Genomic DNA, 16,260 nt, shown 5'->3' on the forward strand with positions numbered 1-16,260 from the left:
TACCTGACACCATAGAGCAATTCAAGATTATTATCCTGAGAATGGCCTGAACAAAACACCGGCCTCGACACCTCACCTTCTTCCTCGCCTGACCCAATACCCATGATCCCGGACTCCCAATTTACCAGCACCTTCCTGAACCTGAACCACCTTGCCGGAGTATGCCCCGGCTGGCTCTTCCTCCCCGGCATGCTCTTTCAGAACACCGAAGCGTGGTGGAAACACAGCTCCCGCCAAACCCCGCACGAAGGTATTGACCTGCTCTTTCTGACAGACCGCGATGGACAGCGGCAGGAGCTGCCGAAGCAGGGTCTGATTCCGCCGCTCTGGGATGGTGAGGTGATTGCGCTGTTCGACGATTTTCTCGGCAGCACCGTGGTGGTCCGGCATTCGGTGATGGATGGGCAGGGGTGGAGGCTTGTTTCCCTCTATGGCCATGTTCACCCTTTGGTGGAATGCGGAGCGCAGGTTTGTGCAGATAAACCGCTGGCAACGGTTGCAACAGGCAAGGTGCGGGGATCTTCGGCCCCGCCGGATCATCTCCACCTCTCCCTTGGCTGGCTGGCGCCGGGCTGGCGGGCTACGGAGCTGGAGTGGCCGACCCTCTGGCGCAACCCCGGCATCGTGCTGATCGATCCCCTGCCCTTGATTCAGCCCAAGGCGTGAGCGGCGGAAGGCTGCAACTGCGGGGCGTTGTAGCGGAAGACCACGGTGCGGAAGAAATCGATCATCGCCTGTCTGCGCCCGGCGATCCGTTTCTGCTCCGGGATCAGGCCGCAGGAGGTCATGCGGTCGATGGACATCTTGTATTCGATATGGCAGACATGGCGGTTGTCCAGGTACCAGGCATAGGTTAACCCGAAGAGCAACCCCGGCGGGGTGAACCCTTCGTCGCCGTTGACCAGCCGGGTATAGAGATTGGGATCGCTGGTGGACTGCCGCATCCGCACTAGGCCGAGAAACTGGGCCAATTCCTCCGGGCTAAAAAAAGAGCGCAACTCCGTTTCCGGCCGCAGCCGCAAGCGAAACTCATAGCCCAAGGATTCGCCCTCCCGCTCCACGGGCAGCCTTCGTTTTTCCTTGGCATAGTTGCCCAGCAATGACTGGCCCAAGGCGATCAACAGCCCCACCTCAAACTGCTCCGGTTCACCGAGGATATCCTTGCGGATCTTGATCATCCGGTCCCGTGGATCATAAAACGAAAGGATGGTATCCCAGGCCAGGTTCCGCCCCCATTCCTCCCGATCCAGCAAAACGATGCCCGCCACCCCGTCGAGATGGCTGAGGGGAATATCCCCGTGCCGCCAGAAGATCTCGGCCAGCACCGGTTGCAGCTCCGGGGCAATGGCCAGAGCATGCAGCCGTTTTCGGATCGCGCCAAAACGCTGGCTCGCCGTCTGGCCGTGGGGATCGAGAAGTACCTCCACCCCGCCGCCTGAGCCGGGAAGCCGCTTGGCTTCGGTTTTCCCCAAGGATTCGCGGATCGCCCACATCACCCGCACCGCCGCGGCCAGGGAGGCGGGATCATGCTGGATCACCCGCCGCTGCTCCATATCCGCCTGATCGTACAGCCGGGCCTCCACCGGAGCAAAACCCATCTTTCGGACCTTGTCGCGGTCGAGATAGATGGGCACCTTGTTTTCCAGGGCGTAGCTCTGGAGGATAGAACCGGGGATATCCCCCAGCCCGAGGACGAGAATCTGGGCAAACAACCCCTCCATCCCGCCGGGGATGTTGCGGTGATAGGCGGCAAGCAGATCGGAGACATGGAACCGCTTTTGCTGATCGTCGTGGGCCATGTCGGTTTCCCCGGCCTGGATCCAGAGATTAGCAACGAGCATCTTAAGCGCCCAGCGGTTATCGCGGATCGCCTGGGCAATGCCCGGCACCTGCAGGATCGGGACGATACTGGTAAAGAGGCTGCCCGGAGCGAAGAGGATGATATCCGCCTCCGCGATGGCAGCCAGGACCTGGGGCGGGGCCTGGGGCGCAGCGGCATACTCCACGAAGACCCGGTCCACCGGATAGCCGCGCCGGACCTGGCCCGACTTGAACTCGCCGCTCACCAGCACGCCGTTGGCGTAGAGCACCTTGAGCCGGGCCGGGGTGGTGGTGCAGGGAAAGACCGCCTCGGGATTGGCGCCGATCAGTTCCGCCAGCCGGGAGATCCCCGCCACCTCGTCATGCCGGATGAGGATACTGGCGGCAAGGAGCAGATTACCCAGGCAATGGGACCGGTCGAGCTGCAGGTTCAAACGGGGCTCGGAAAACAGCGCTTCGAGCAGGTGCGAAAGCCCTTGCCCCATACCTTGGGGCAGCAAAGCCAGATCCACGCCCGCATCGCGGAGCAGATCACGGGACGAAGCAGGCCGGGCAGTGAAGCGGTGATTGAACAGGGCATGGATCTCCCGGCAGGCCAGGAGCGCTTCCTGCTCGTCGAGATCGTATTGCTGGTGCAGCTGCGCCTGGCGGATGGAAGAAAGGAGCACGTGGCGGAGATCGCCCAGGGCAATGAGGGGCAGATCCTTGAGCAGCTCGCCGGTGGAGCCGCCATCGTCGGTGACGCAAACCACGGCCCGGGTCTGGGGAAAAACCTCCTTCAGTCCCTGGAAGGGATCAGCGGGCCAGAGGGGATTGCGGCTGTCGCCGCCGATGAGGTTGGAAAGCCCGGTGCCGCCGCCGAAAACCACCACCCGGACATCCTTGGTCTGGGTGGCGTTCAGGGCGGCGGTCAGACAGGCCAGCTCCGTGGCCATGCCCGGGGGGGCAGGCGGGGGGCCGGACAGGGCCAGGGCGATGAGCTTTTCGGCCAGATCGCCCTCGGGCAGCAGATCGAGCAAACCGAAGCGCGCCTCGGCCTGGCGGGCAATCAACTCGTTGACGGACAGGGATTCAGTCAATACGCTTCTCCGCGAAAAAGCGGTGCAAGGCGATGCGCCTTGCACCTTTGCCGCTTATTTACAGACCGGTGGCAGCCATCTGCTTGCGCACCGCCGTCTCGGACTCGGCCATGGCCTTCTGTTCCTCGTCGGTGAGCTTGAACTGGATGATCCGCTCAACCCCCTTGTCGCCCAAGACCACGGGCACCCCGAGGAAGCAGCCGGAAAAGCCGAACTCACCCTCCACATAGGCGGCACAGGGCAAGACCCGCTTGCTGTCGGTGAGCACCGCTTCGGCCATCTCCACCGCCGCCAAACCCGGGGTGTAAAAGGCGCTGCCGGTCTTGAGATGGTTGACGATCTCGGCCCCGCCGTGCTGGGTGCGGTGGACGATGGCCGCCAGCTCCTCTGCAGACAACAGGTCGGTGACCGGAACCCCCGCCACATTGGCGAGCCGGATCAGCGGCAGCATATTGTCGCCGTGGATGCCCATGACCAGCGCATTCACGTCGCGGGGCGCCACACCCAAGGCCTCGGCCAGGAAGGTGCGGTACCGGGCGGAATCGAGGACCCCGGCCATGCCGATCACCCGCTCCCTGGGGAAGCCGGTGACCTTAAAGGCCGTGTAGACCATGGCGTCGATGGGGTTGGTGACCACGATCAAGACGCAGTCCGGGGCATGCTTGGCCACCTGCTCGGCACAGGACTTGACGATGGCCACGTTCTTGGCCAGGAGATCGTCGCGGCTCATCCCCGGCTTGCGGGCCAGGCCGGCGGTGATGATCACCACGTCGGAACCGGCCAGATCGGCGAAGTCGTTGGAACCGGTGATCCGGTTGGAAAATCCATCCACCGGCCCGGATTGCAGCAGATCCAGAGCCTTGCCCTGGGGCACGCCTTCCACCACGTCCAACAGGAGGATATCGCCCAGGCCCCGGCTGGCGGCCCAGTGGGCGGCGGTGGCGCCGACATTGCCCGCGCCGATGATGGTGATCTTGTTTCTTCTCATCTCTTTTCCCTCAAATTATATGGTTAACAGTAGGTAATCTCAATAATGTCCGGTTGACTTTTCGCATTAAACTCCCCCTCCCTCGACGGGAGGGGGTTGGGGGGTGGGTGAGGTTGCCAACCACCTCAGACTCTGCACGTTCCCCCTCACCCTATCCCTCTCCCGCATGGGGAGAGGGGGACTCCGGGGGGAGAAGGGACTTTCTTATCGTCTGCAATTTTCCCACCGGACCATGCTGGGTCAAACTCGTTATTTGCCGTCTCTGCGGATCAGCTCTTCCACCCGCTCCAGATCCTGGGGGGTATCCACCTCGATGGAATCGTGCGCGGTGAGCACCACCTTGATGCGGTAGCCGAATTCCAGGGCCCGCAGCTGCTCCAATTTTTCAAACCGCTCCCACTCCCCCTCGGGCAGCCCGACAAAGGTGAGGAGAAACCCCTTGCGGTAGGCGTAAAAGCCGAGGTGCTTGTAGTAGGTGGGCACCTCCGGCTCCTCTGGGTTGCGCTGAAAGGGGATGGAGGCGCGGGAAAAATAAAGGGCGTTGTTCTGCCGGTCGAACACGGTCTTGACGTGGTTGGGGTCGGTGATCTCCTCCTGGCGCACGATCTTGTAGATCAGGGTGGACATGGGCAGGGCCGGATCTTCGAGGAGCGGGGTGGCGACCTGGGCAATCACCTCCGCCTCGAAAAGCGGCTGGTCGCCCTGGATGTTCACCACCACGTCCTGCTCAGCGATCTCCATGATGGAGGCGGCCTCGGCCAGCCGGTCGGTGCCGGAGACATGGTCGGAGCGGGTCATCACCACCTCGCCGCCGAAGGAGCGGACGCACTCGGCGATCCGCTCGTCGTCGGTGGCCACCGCCACCCGGGAGAGCAGGGCCACCGCACGAGCCCGTTCGTAGACGTGCTGGATCATGGGCTTGCCCGCGATCTTGGCCAGGGGCTTGCCCTCGAAACGGTTGGAATGGTAGCGGGCCGGAATGATGGCGACAACTTTGGCTTGTGCTTTATGCTGGGTATCCATTATCTTCTCTGCTGTATGTGGTGCTGTTTGGCCGGAAAACCCCGGCCCGCAAAAAAACCTTTTGACTATACCATGTACGGGAAATGATGCACCGGGAAAAAGTCGCCCATCCCCTTCCCTCCTCCAAACCAGGAATCCAATCGCCAGCCGCCATGACCAGCCCCGCTGAGAAAAACCCCATCGCCGTCAGTGCTGCCGAGCCGAGCCTGGCCGGGAAAGCCGCGAGCCTGGCCGCGGAGCTGGGGCTGCCGATTTACGAAAACGAAACCCCGCCTCCCCCCCTGCTGCTCACCCTGAGCCCGGAGCGGCTGGAGCTGCGCCAGACCGACAAGGGCGCGGAAGGTCCTTTGTATGTTGATTTCATCGGCGGCGCCATTGAGTACCGCCGCAAGCACACCAGCAGCCGCAAGGAGGGGATTGCCCGGGCCGTGGGCATCAAGGGGGCGCAACCGCCATCGGTGCTCGACCTCACCGCCGGTCTGGGCCGGGACAGCTTCATCCTCGCCAGCCTCGGCTGCACGGTGCGGATGGTGGAACGCTCTCCCGTGGTGGCCGCCCTGCTGGCGGACGGGATGGCGCGGGCACAAGCGGCGCCGAGCCTGGCCGGAATCATGGCCCGGCTCACTCTTATGCTGGGCGACAGCCTGGAGATCCTGACGCACTGGCAGGGGAAACGACCCGAGGTGGTGTACATCGACCCCATGTACCCGCACCGCAGCAAAAGCGCCCTGGTCAAAAAAGAGATGCGGCTTATCCGGCTGCTGGTGGGAGATGACCAGGACAGCGATGCGCTGCTCACCGCCGCTCTGACCGTGGCCAGCAAAAGAGTGGTGGTGAAACGGCCCCGCTTGGCCCCGCCCCTGACCGGACCCGCCGCCAACTTCAGCCTCGGCGGCAAGAATAGCCGCTTTGATGTCTATCTGGTGCCACCAGCCCCCTGAACCGCCTAACACCCCGCGCCACCCGCCTGCACGCAAAGGCAAACCATCTCTGCCCGCCGCGTCTCAATGCAGCCATTTTTATCTGGACAACAGGTGCCTTTTTGTCGGAAACTAGAGAAGAATCCATGGCCGCTGCCCCACCATCCATTCTTCATTTTCTCTGTTTTTCCACGGCTCGACAGCCCATACCCTCTGACTGGTGATGCGCATGTTTACCCCCACCCTTAATACCCCCTTCAGACGGGTTGGCCCCCTGCTCCTCCTCCTGACCTTCCTCTTTATTCTGGTCTGGAAGCTCCCCCCCATTGCCATGCCGCAGGGCAGCCAGATCATGGCGTTGTGGGTACACATCACGACCGAGACCTTTTCCATCATCATCGCCGGCTTGATCTTCGCCGTCACCTGGAATGCTTACAGCAGCGAACGGCCGGCTCCCTTGCTTGTCCTGGCCTGCGGCCTGCTCGCCGTCGGCCTCCTCGACTTCGGCCACCTCCTCTCCTTCAAAGGCATGCCGGACTTTATCACCCCGGCCGGCACTGAAAAAGGGTTGAACTTCTGGCTGGCAGCCCGTCTGCTCTTTGCCCTGACCATGGTGGCGATCACCTTTCTGCCCTGGACACCATTTCGCCAGCCGCAACTCCGCTACTGGCTGCTGGCCGCCAATCTCTCCGTGGTCGGGCTGGTCTTCTGGCTGGCGCTCTACCAGCCGCAGGTCTGGCCGCACACCTTCATCGAAGGGCAAGGACTGACCCCCTTCAAGATCTCCATGGAATACCTGATCATGGGCTTGCTGCTGATCCCGGCCGTGCTCTTCATGATCAAGGCGTGGCGGGATCATAAAGCCATCCAGGCCGATTATCTGGCGGGCGCCGCCGTGGTCACCATCCTCAGCGAACTTGTCTTCACCCTCTATACCGATGTCAGCGACATCTTCAATCTGCTCGGCCATCTGTACAAGATCGTGGCCTTTGCCCTGATCTATCGCGCTATTTTCGTGGTCAGCATCCGCGAGCCATTTCTCCGTTTGCGCCAAGCCAACATCGAGACCAATCAGGCCAAGGCCCATTACACCACCCTGGCCGAACTTGCGCCGGTCGGCATCTTTCGCACCGATGCCATGGGCGACTGCCTCTATGTCAACGACCTTTGGCTGGAGATTTCCGGCCTCACTTTGTCCGAGGCCTTACGGGATGGCTGGACCCAGGCGCTCCATCCGGAAGACCGCGCCCGGATCAAGGCAGAGTGGGAGCGGAGCGAACAGGGACCAAAAAAATTCCAAGCCGAATACCGATTCCTGCGCCCGGATGGCAAAATCACTTGGGTTTGGGGGCAGACCAGACCGGAACTGAACAGCAACGGCCAGGTGGTCGGCCATGTGGGCACCATCACCGATATCACCGAACGCAAGAAGGGAGAACAGGAGCTCCTTACGGCCAAAGAGGAGTGGGAACGGACCTTTGCCGCCATCGGCGATGTCGCCACCATCCTGGATGGGGATCTCCGCATCCTCCGGGCCAACCGCAAGGCCTGCGACATGCTCGGCCTTACGCCCGAGGAGTTGAAGGGAAGATTCTGCTACGAGCTCTTCCATGGCGACAGCCAACCCTGCGAGGGGTGCCCGGCCGTGCGCACCGCCAAGGATCTCAACGCCCATAGCGCGGAGATTGAACATCAGAATCTGGCCAAGACCTTTTCCGTCTCCTCCTCCGCGGTTTGCGGCCCGAACAACGAGTTGCTGAGCATTATCTATATCGCCAGGGATATCACCGAACTGAAAACGCTGGAACGGCAATTGCGGCAGGCCCAAAAGATGGAAGCGGTGGGCACCCTGGCCGGCGGCATCGCCCATGACTTCAACAACATCCTCACCCCGGTGCTGGGCTATACGGAGATCATCATCGAAAGCCTCCCCCCCGAGAGCCCGCTGAAAGAGCTGGCCCAGGAGGTGCTCAAGGCAGGCAGACGGGCACGGGATCTGGTCAAGCAGATCCTCACCTTCAGCCGGCAGACCGAACAGGAACGCACCCCCTACCAGATCCACCTGGCAATCAAGGAGGCGCTCAAACTGCTCCGTTCCTCCCTGCCCAGCACCATCGAAATCAAGCAGAATATTGCCAGCGAGGGCATGGTTCTGGCCGACCCGACCATGATCCATCAGGTGGTGATGAATCTCTGCACCAACGCCTACCATGCCATGCGGGAAAGCGGCGGCATCCTTGCCGTTTCCCTGACCGAGGTGGAGATCGGCAGCGATGAATATATCACCGAGCTGCATCTCAAAGCCGGCCCCTATCTGCGGCTGGAGGTGAGCGACACCGGCTGCGGCATGGAGCATCATCTTCTGGAACGGATCTTTGAACCCTACTTCAGCACCAAGGCCAAGGGGGAAGGGACCGGCTTGGGCCTCTCGATGGTGCATGGGATTGTCACCGGTCTTGGCGGTCATGTCACGGTTTACAGCGAACCGGGCAAGGGCACGACCTTCCACGTTTACCTTCCCAAGTGTCTGGAGCAAAAAGGGGCGCAAAAAATCGCGCCAACGCAGGCCCCCTTGCCCAGGGGGCATGAGCACATCCTGGTGGTGGATGACGAGAAGGTGATTGTCGAGATGATGCAGAAAACTCTGGAGATGCTGGGCTATCGGGTGACCACCTGCATCGACTCCCGCCAGGCACTGGAGCTTTTTGCGGCGCAGCCGGCTGATTTCGATCTGGTGCTCACCGATATGACCATGCCGCACCTGACCGGAGCCGAGCTGGCCCAGCAGCTCATGGCCATCCGGCCGGAGCTGCCGGTCGTCCTCTGCACCGGCTTCAGCGAGATCATCAATGAAGAAAAGGCCCGGGATATCGGCATCCGGAAGCTGCTGATGAAACCGGTGCTGCGCGATGAACTGGCCAGGGTGTTGCGGCAGGTGTTGGCTCAGCCGGAAGGGTAAGAGGCTCCAGACTGCGCCCGCTCCAGCAGCTGCACCGCCACCGGCTTACTTGCCTCGCCAAAATACAAGGTCTGGTGCGGGAAGGGAATCTCGATGCCGCTGGCATCAAAGGCCAGCTTGACCCGGCGGAGAAACTCGCGACCGACCTCCCACTGCTGGATCGGCACAGTTTTGATCCTCCCCTTGATAACCACGGCGGAGGTATCCAGCTTATCCACCCCGAAGATCTCGGGTTCTTCTAGGATCATCGGGCCGATGACCGGATCCTCTTTCAATTTCCTCCCCACCTCCGCGAGAATCGCGACCACCGCATCGGTATTTTCCTTATAGGCCACCCCGATCTCGAAGACATAGGCCGACCATTCCTTGGTGAGGTTGCTGAGGGTATTGATCGTCCCATTGGGGAAGATGTGCACCACCCCGCCGAGATCCCGCAAGACGATGGTGCGGAAATTGATCTCTTCCACCAGCCCGCCGCTGCCGTTGATGATCGCCACATCCCCAACCCGGATCTGATTTTCGAGGATAATGAAAAACCCGGAGATGACATCGCGGACCAGATTCTGGCCGCCGAACCCCACGGCCAAGCCAACGATGCCGGCGCTGGCGAGAAAGGGGCCGATTTCGACGCCGATTTCCTTGAGGATGAGCAGACCCACGATCAGCCAGAGGACAATGAGGGCGCCCTGGCGGACCAGCATGATCAGGGTTTCCACCCGCTTGCCGGACTCGAGCGGGGATTCGTGCGCGGCCAAGCCCCGCTCGTAGAGGCGGTTTTTCAGGCTCCCCAGGACCTTGTCGAGGATCGACCTGGAAAACCAGGCCATAACAAGAATGAACACCACCCGTAAACTGCTCTTGGCGAGCAGTTGCCATTCGATGATTCCCAGATATTCGTTTACAAAGCTCATAATCTCTTACCCCGCAGGTATGATTGCCCGAACCCTTCGGGTGTATTGCTCTTGAACACTCCTCTCCCTACTGGCGGTCAATGGCGGCGGCGCGCGCCTTGATGTAGAGATGGTACAGTTGATTCCAGCATTGGGCCATGCGGGTCTTGGCGTGCTCGGACTGCGAGTAACGCCAAAAACCGTGCACCTTGGCCAGCCTGGTCAATTTCCGGCAATAGAGCTCCCAGGTAAAATTGCTCTGGGCCCTTTTGAGCCCGGCCTTGGCAATTGTTGCCCAGTACTTGGGGCTTTCCGTACAGCGGATAAAAAAGTCAGCCAGATGGGCGGACATTGCCTCATGGTTGGTCGGATTGATGAGAAAGCCTGACTTCTCGTGTTCGACAATCTCCACCGGCCCGCCGAACATGGTGACGAACACCGGCAGCCCCGAATGCATGGCCTCGAGAATGGTAAGGCCGAACGCCTCGAAGAGGGCGGGCTGGACAAAGACGCCCTGGCGATCTGCCATGATCCGGTAAGCCTCTCCGGTGGCGCGCTTGTCCAGCAACTTGCCGACCCAGCGAACGCTGGAGTGGAGGTCGTACTCTTCGAGAATCCGGTGCATCTTGCGGATCTCCGCCGCCTCCTCGCCGTCCCGGGAACGCTCGGGATCCACGACGCTGGCGATAACAATCAGGTTGGCCCGCTCCCGCAGCTCCCGGTTCTTGCCGTAGGCCTCGACCAAGCCGGTGAGGTTCTTGATCCGGTCCAGCCGGGCAATGGAGAAGATGGGCGGCAGCTCCGGCCGGGCCAGGCAGCCGAGGCAGTCCTGATCCTCCCGGCCGAAGAGGAGCTCTTCCAGTTCCCGGCTCGCCTTCTGGTCCCTTCTTTTGTGTTGGCTGTTCGGGAAAAAGGTTGCCGGATCGACCCCGGGCGGAATGACGTTGAAGCGGGGGTGGAAAAGATTGATGCCGCTGGTCACATTCAACAACCCGGGCATGGTAAAAAACTGGTAGGACTCATACTGGCCGATCACCTGGTCCGTGCCGATGATCTCCTGGGAGGTGCTGGAAATAATAAAATCCGCCAGGTTCATGGCCATGAGATCCGCCATGAATTGCACGGAAAAATGATATTCTCCTTCAAAATTTTCCCAATGGAGATCGCTGAAAAGATATTTTGATTTTTCCAGGGCATGGGCAATGGTGCTTTGCGTAACCCCCATATTCTGAGAAAGTAGGGTGGCCACCAGATTGCCGTCCGAATAGTTGCCCACAATGAGATCGGGCCGGCCGCCGAATTCCTGGCGCAGCTCCTCTTCGACATCGATGGCGAATTGGTCCAGATAGGGCCACACCCGGAAGCGGGAAAGCCAGTGCCCCACCACCTCGTTGTCCGCATCCCGGAAGGGCACCCGCAGGATCCAGACGTTCTTGGTCTGCCACACCTTTTCCAGCCGCTGGTTTGAGGTGGTTCCCTCATTTTCGGGGATGAGCCGGGTGACAATGAGGATCATCGGGTCGATATCCAGCCCGGAATTCCGCAGATCCTCGGCAAGAAACTGCTCCAGGGCCTTGGCCTGATCCAGCACGTACACCACCTGCCCGCCGGTGTCCGGCCGGCCAAGGACATTTTCCTGGGCAAACCAGCCGTGCGGGGAGATCAGGGCAACCTTGGAAACCATGGGGATCCTGGCCAAAAACTCCTCGATGGTCTCCTCATTGGGCTGTTCGATAATGTCCTGCAAGAGATGCATGGTCTCGATAATCCGTTCCGGGCTGCTGCCCCAACCAGCCAAAAATCCGAGATGCCCGAGCTTTTTTTGTAAGCGGGACATGTCCTCGCGGCCGCTGGCACGCTCCACCATGTCCATCCCGTATTCCAGTGCGTTTTCCAGATCCTCGACGTTGCGGATTTTACCGCCGTCCAGCAGGAGCTGTACCCCATGGAGCTGGTGGAGCTTCAAGAATTCATACAACGCCTTTTGCCACTTATCCGGCTGACTGGCCAGATTCGTGGAGAGATAGCGGTTGAGGTGCTTGATGCCGTGGCCGATGGTATTGGGATCCTTCAGGCTTGGCCCATAATCGTAAAAGGGGGCGAGATTCAACTCCATGGTCCGCTGCTGCGCGGGGAGATTGGGGTTCACCAGCCGTTCCTTGACCGCAAGAAAATTGCGGGCGCTCAGGGGCAAGAGCTGCTCGCTCTCTTGCCTGATCGCATAAATACGGCAGCTGGCTTTCCGGTGGCGATAGACCACAATCCGCTCTTCCTGCAGGCAAAGGATCTCCTGGACCTTGCGCAGAAATCGCCAGGAACCGGGGAGCTCTTCCCCCTTGCCCTGTTCGCCGGCCCAGATCTCAAAAGCGAGCAGGATATCGTTTCGCAGCAAGATCGAAGATTCCGGGGCGGGAATGGAAAAAAGAAAATCGAGCAGCAGGGGGATTTCCTGCTCATCAATGAAATTGGCGAGAGTATCGGGCATCAATCGTCTCCTCCTATGAAATCGTAATGCCGCAGACCGTCGATGATTCCGGCCGCATATGCCTTGTTACTGAAATAGATCCGCCGCATTCCCTTCAGCTTCTCAAGCTCCTTGCTGTAATTGGCCACCACCAGTCCGTTGGTGTCTCCCCGGAGCATGGATTCGTCGTTGCCGGAATCACCGCAGACCATGATATCGGCCAGGGGGATGTTCCACTTGTAGCTCAGATAGCGGATCGCCTTGCCCTTGGAGGCTCGGTAGGGAAGGATATCGAGAAACTCGCCGTGGGAATAGACGAGATGATAGCGGATCTTGTTGATCTGGAGAACCTCATGCACCCTGGCAAGCAATTCCGGATTGTCTTCCATGTAATAGCTGACCTTGAAGGGTTTTTGTTTTTCCGGCTCCTGCATTTCCAGAAAGGCCAAACGCCCCAGTTTTTCCCTGATCACCTCCGGCCGCCATTGATAGGCGATATGCCGGTGCCACCCTTTATCCGGGGAAAGAGTGGCGCCGTAGTAAATTTCCGTGCCCACCGAGCAGATCAGAATATCCGGCCGCTCCACCGCATGTTCTTCAAGAATCTGAATGGTTTTTGCCAGACAACGCCCGGTGGATACCCCCCAGCAGAGCTTCTCGACATTGGCGTTCAGCAGGGGCAGGAGCTGCTGCAGGGATGCGTCATCGCCTATCAGGGTATTATCGATGTCGCTGATAAGCATGCGTTTCACCTCGGCAAGCCGCTTGCCGATGGCGGTTTTTCTCACACCCTCCAGGGTTTTCGGCACGGCAGGCATCTGGGAGATAACTTTTTCAATGGCCTCAAGGGTCCGATCGCAATGCGAGGACCAGGAATAATGGCGCTGCACCCGATTGATGCCGTTTTGCGAATACCGCTGCCACAACTCTTTATCCACCAGGATTTTTTTGCAGGCGGAGCCGATCTCCCGACTCTTGGTGGGGTCGATGAGGATCCCGTTGTCGCAGTTGGCGATGATATCGGTGGGCCCGCCGTCATGGGTGGCGACAATGGGCAAGCCGCAGGAGGCGGCCTCGATCAGGGTCAGGCCGAAGGGTTCCACCAGGGCGGGATTGACAAAGACCCCATAGCTGTCGGCGCAGAGCCGGTACAGCTCGGGCACCTCGATGGAGAAGTCGTGTTTTTTAGGGATGGCCAATTTGCCGTAGAGGTCGTACCGGTCCATGAGGAGCAGCATCTCGGTGAGGACATTGCGCTCATTGTCCTCCATTTCAGCGATATCTTTACGTATTCCGGCAAAGATCGCCAGATTGGCAATGGCCTGCAGCTCCTTGTCCTCGCCGTAGGCGGTGATCAAGCCGGCAATGTTCTTGCGCTGGTCCGGGCGGCAGAGCGCGAGAATAAAAGGCTTTTCCGGGGAAACCCAAAAACGGTGGAGTTCCCGGAGCAGCACCACCCTGGCCTGCCGGGTGGATTCGTCGCCGGCATCCGCATCAAGGTGCGGCGCGTAATGGGGATAGAAGGTCTCCACGTCGATCCCCGGCGGATTCACCAGATATTGGCCTGCCCCGAAATTGGGATAGAGGCTGTACTGCCGCTCGATTTCGTGGTTGGTGCTGACGAAGATCTGCTCGGCATCCTTGATGATCCGATCTTCCACCAAGATGCGGTGGTCGATATGGTAGCGCCGGTTGATCTCTTCGCCGGTCAACCCTTCGGAGAGCAGCTTCTTTTTCTTGTGCGCCCCCATGGAGTGGCCGGTGAAGATAAAGGGGGAGCCGAAGATGCGCGCCAGTTCGCCGGCCACATAGCCGCCATCGGCGTAATGGCCGTGGAAGACATCCGGCACCCGGCCGGAGCTCTTGATAAACTTCAGGGTCTTATCCACCATCTCATCGAGATGGGACCAGAGCAGCTCCTTGCGCATGTATTTGCGGCCGCCGCACTGGATGCGAACGATCCTCGCCTTATCCGAAATTGGCTCGATGGGGCAGGAATAATCCGGGGAAACCCCCTTATCGACAATCAAACGGGTGATGAGGTCAACCTGGGCAACATCGGCTCGGGCGGCAAGGGCGCGGGCCAATTCCAGGACATACTTCACCTGGCCGCCCGTGTCCGCATCGCGGCCAAGTTCCAAGGAGGTTCCCCGAACCAAGCCATGCACACTAAAAAGTTGGATGTATACTCCTGACGTTTTCACACAGTACCTCCCGGTCATAGTTTCTTACGAAAAGGGCTATTCCCGCTACGGATCATACTAGGGTAACAGGAAAGGATTTTTTTTTCATGCGGCCGAGGGGGGAAGATCTGCTCTCTGCGCCGGTATTACTGAGCAAACAGGGGGGGAATTTTTTTGTCACTTTTCTCGCACACACTATCCAGGCCGCTTATCTGCTACGGAATTTCGCCTGCAGGGTCAGAAGAGGCAAACAACCGATCATCGCAACATCTCCGGCGCAAGGAGCATAACCAGACCGAGTCCGCTCAGGACAACGCCGCCCAGCAGCTTACCGTATTTGGCATAGCCGCTGCCGAGCGTGGTTTCACAAGCAAAGGCGGCCAGGGAGAAAATAATGAGGTCATCGAGCATGAAAAAAAAGTCATAGAGCAGGATATAGCCGTAGTACTGAAACGCAGAGAGCGGCCGCAGGGAGAGGGTATGGGTGAAGACGGCGGGCAATCCGGCCGAGCAGGCAAACTCGATGGTGTTCACCGTAAAGGCCAGGGCAATAACGCCCAAAAGGGAGGCCAGGGAAACCGGCGCGGCAACGAGGCGCTCCATCCTGTCCATGGTCCGCTGCTTGAATCCGGGGTTGCCCACCGCACAGACCGGCGCACCCCGGGTCATAACAAAGGAGCGCAGGTCCAGCACTCCGACCACCAGTGCGGTGCAACCGATGACAATGGTCACCGGCCGCAAGAAACCGATGAAGAGGAAGACATTGAGCCAGGCGGTCATAAAGAGGAAATAGAGCACCCCCGAGGCGAGGACAAAGGACCCCACCAGCAGCCAGATCTTTTTGCGCTCCTGCAAGGTGACGAGCAAGGAAAGCAGATAGACCAAGGCCCACATGGCGCAGGGATTGAAGCCATCGGCAAGGCCAAGCACTACGGCGAGACCCGGCAGAGAGAGATCGGCAAGGGAGACATTGCCGAACACCGTCAGCGACACCGAATTCGGATGCCAGACCTCCGATGGGGCGGCAGCAAGCCCCTGCGCCAAAGCAAAAGACGGCTCCGCCGGCCGACCGCCCAAGGCACTGCCCGGCACAACCGATGCGACCAGACAGCAGCAGACCCCGAGCAAAAGAAAACGCACCGCACCCCCCATGGCAATCCCTCCAGTGTGTGATTACACTATGAGTATACCGCATCGGGAATCGGGTCCGGGGAAGAAAAGAGACGGATTGGCCCTTGACAATAAGGCGGAGCAGCGATAAATTGTACCAAACGGTCAGTTTATTTTACCCTCAAGGAGCAGGCAATGTCCACAACCAGCAAGGGCGAGAAAACCCGAGAGCACATCCTGAAGACAACCCGGAAAATCCTCGTGACGCAGGGGTTTCACAACACCAGCATCAGCGCGGTCATCGCGGCCACCGGGGTCAAGAAAGGGAACCTCTACTACCATTTCACCAGCAAGGAGGATCTCGGCCTCGCGGTGCTTGAGGATGCCAAGGATGAATTCTTTTCCTTTCTCGCCAAAGCGCTCACCGGGAGCGACCCAGTCGAAAAAATCATCAATTCCTGCAAGGCGATCTTTAGGGAACAGGAAAAAAACAATTTTGTCGGGGGGTGCCTGTTCGGCAACACCGCCCTGGAGATGGCCGACAGCAATCAGAACTTTTCCCAGGTTATCCAAGAGGTTTTCAGCCGCTGGATCGAGATACTGGAAGAGCATCTTGCGGAAGCAAGGAAAACAGGGTTGCTGCCGCCGGCCAGCCAACCCCGCCTCTTGGCCAAAACCGTGGTGGCGACCTTGGAGGGAGCGATCATGATCTCCAGGGTCAGCAAAGAAAAAAATGACCTGAACGATTTCCTTGCCGCCATCACCGGCTTGCTGGACCGGTGACTTCTCCCTCGTAAACCAAACACAGGGGCGGACGCAAATG

At 59.7% G+C, this 16,260-nt stretch carries 11 protein-coding genes; 4 read left to right on the top strand and 7 right to left on the bottom strand.

Annotation, left to right across the window (positions count from 1 at the left end; translation table 11 throughout):
- Positions 1–102: 102 nt before the first annotated feature.
- Entirely contained in the window at positions 103–666 is a 564-nt protein-coding gene (locus OLX77_RS00625; RefSeq protein ID WP_307631643.1) for a hypothetical protein, read from the top strand.
- On the opposite strand, the gene OLX77_RS00630 is transcribed toward OLX77_RS00625, so the two are convergent.
- From OLX77_RS00630 to kdsB, 3 genes are all read right to left on the bottom strand, one after another.
- Complete coding sequence (locus OLX77_RS00630; RefSeq protein ID WP_307631644.1) at positions 651–2,900, bottom strand: gluconeogenesis factor YvcK family protein; 2,250 nt, start codon at positions 2,898–2,900, stop codon at positions 651–653. The two genes, OLX77_RS00625 and OLX77_RS00630, sit on opposite strands and share 16 nt — an antisense overlap.
- A 58-nt stretch (positions 2,901–2,958) precedes the next feature.
- Positions 2,959–3,888: a malate dehydrogenase gene (gene mdh / locus OLX77_RS00635; RefSeq protein WP_307631645.1), complete on the bottom strand. Its 930-nt coding sequence runs from the start codon at positions 3,886–3,888 to the stop codon at positions 2,959–2,961.
- Between the two features lie 249 nt (positions 3,889–4,137).
- Positions 4,138–4,911 (bottom strand): 3-deoxy-manno-octulosonate cytidylyltransferase, encoded by a 774-nt coding sequence (gene kdsB, locus OLX77_RS00640; protein ID WP_307631646.1) that lies wholly within the window; start codon positions 4,909–4,911, stop codon positions 4,138–4,140.
- Positions 4,912–5,063: 152 nt separating this feature from the next.
- On the opposite strand from kdsB, the gene OLX77_RS00645 reads away from it, so the two are divergent.
- Positions 5,064–5,852, top strand: a complete 789-nt coding sequence (locus OLX77_RS00645; protein ID WP_307631647.1) for a class I SAM-dependent methyltransferase — start codon at positions 5,064–5,066, stop codon at positions 5,850–5,852.
- A 208-nt stretch (positions 5,853–6,060) separates the two neighbouring features.
- Complete coding sequence (locus OLX77_RS00650) at positions 6,061–8,790, top strand: hybrid sensor histidine kinase/response regulator (RefSeq protein WP_307631648.1); 2,730 nt, start codon at positions 6,061–6,063, stop codon at positions 8,788–8,790.
- Here OLX77_RS00650 and OLX77_RS00655 read toward each other — a convergent pair.
- From OLX77_RS00655 to OLX77_RS00670, 4 genes are all read right to left on the bottom strand, one after another.
- Positions 8,775–9,701, bottom strand: coding sequence for a mechanosensitive ion channel family protein (locus tag OLX77_RS00655; protein ID WP_307631649.1), 927 nt, complete (start codon positions 9,699–9,701; stop codon positions 8,775–8,777). The genes OLX77_RS00650 and OLX77_RS00655 overlap by 16 nt on opposite strands.
- A gap of 67 nt (positions 9,702–9,768) precedes the next feature.
- The gene (locus OLX77_RS00660; RefSeq protein WP_307631650.1) at positions 9,769–12,165 is read right to left on the bottom strand and encodes a sucrose synthase; all 2,397 of its coding nucleotides are present in this window, start codon (positions 12,163–12,165) and stop codon (positions 9,769–9,771) included.
- Complete coding sequence (locus OLX77_RS00665; protein ID WP_307631651.1) at positions 12,165–14,348, bottom strand: HAD-IIB family hydrolase; 2,184 nt, start codon at positions 14,346–14,348, stop codon at positions 12,165–12,167. The genes OLX77_RS00660 and OLX77_RS00665 overlap by 1 nt, the downstream gene beginning before the upstream one ends.
- Positions 14,349–14,585: 237 nt before the next feature.
- On the bottom strand, positions 14,586–15,479 hold the full coding sequence (locus OLX77_RS00670; protein ID WP_307631652.1) for a hypothetical protein: 894 nt from the start codon (positions 15,477–15,479) through the stop codon (positions 14,586–14,588).
- 153 nt (positions 15,480–15,632) lie between these two features.
- Here OLX77_RS00670 and OLX77_RS00675 point away from each other — a divergent pair, with 153 nt between their 5' ends.
- Positions 15,633–16,220 carry a TetR/AcrR family transcriptional regulator gene (locus OLX77_RS00675; RefSeq protein WP_307631653.1) on the top strand — a complete coding sequence of 196 codons (588 nt, stop codon included), beginning with the start codon at positions 15,633–15,635 and terminating at the stop codon, positions 16,218–16,220.
- The last annotated feature ends 40 nt before the right edge of the window (positions 16,221–16,260 follow it).

Origin of the sequence: Thiovibrio frasassiensis (genome assembly GCF_029607905.1) — a bacterium.
GTDB classification, from domain to species: Bacteria; Desulfobacterota; Desulfobulbia; order Desulfobulbales; family Desulfurivibrionaceae; genus Thiovibrio; species Thiovibrio frasassiensis.

Excerpts from the sequence above, each read along its gene's own strand:
- OLX77_RS00625 (WP_307631643.1), top strand. The coding sequence starts at position 103 with ATGATCCCGGACTCCCAATTTACCAGCACCTTCCTGAACCTGAACCAC.
- mdh (WP_307631645.1), bottom strand. The coding sequence starts at position 3,888 with ATGAGAAGAAACAAGATCACCATCATCGGCGCGGGCAATGTCGGCGCC.
- kdsB (WP_307631646.1), bottom strand. The coding sequence starts at position 4,911 with ATGGATACCCAGCATAAAGCACAAGCCAAAGTTGTCGCCATCATTCCG.
- OLX77_RS00645 (WP_307631647.1), top strand. The coding sequence starts at position 5,064 with ATGACCAGCCCCGCTGAGAAAAACCCCATCGCCGTCAGTGCTGCCGAG.
- OLX77_RS00650 (WP_307631648.1), top strand. The coding sequence starts at position 6,061 with ATGTTTACCCCCACCCTTAATACCCCCTTCAGACGGGTTGGCCCCCTG.
- OLX77_RS00655 (WP_307631649.1), bottom strand. The coding sequence starts at position 9,701 with ATGAGCTTTGTAAACGAATATCTGGGAATCATCGAATGGCAACTGCTC.
- OLX77_RS00660 (WP_307631650.1), bottom strand. The coding sequence starts at position 12,165 with ATGCCCGATACTCTCGCCAATTTCATTGATGAGCAGGAAATCCCCCTG.
- OLX77_RS00670 (WP_307631652.1), bottom strand. The coding sequence starts at position 15,479 with ATGGGGGGTGCGGTGCGTTTTCTTTTGCTCGGGGTCTGCTGCTGTCTG.
- OLX77_RS00675 (WP_307631653.1), top strand. The coding sequence starts at position 15,633 with ATGTCCACAACCAGCAAGGGCGAGAAAACCCGAGAGCACATCCTGAAG.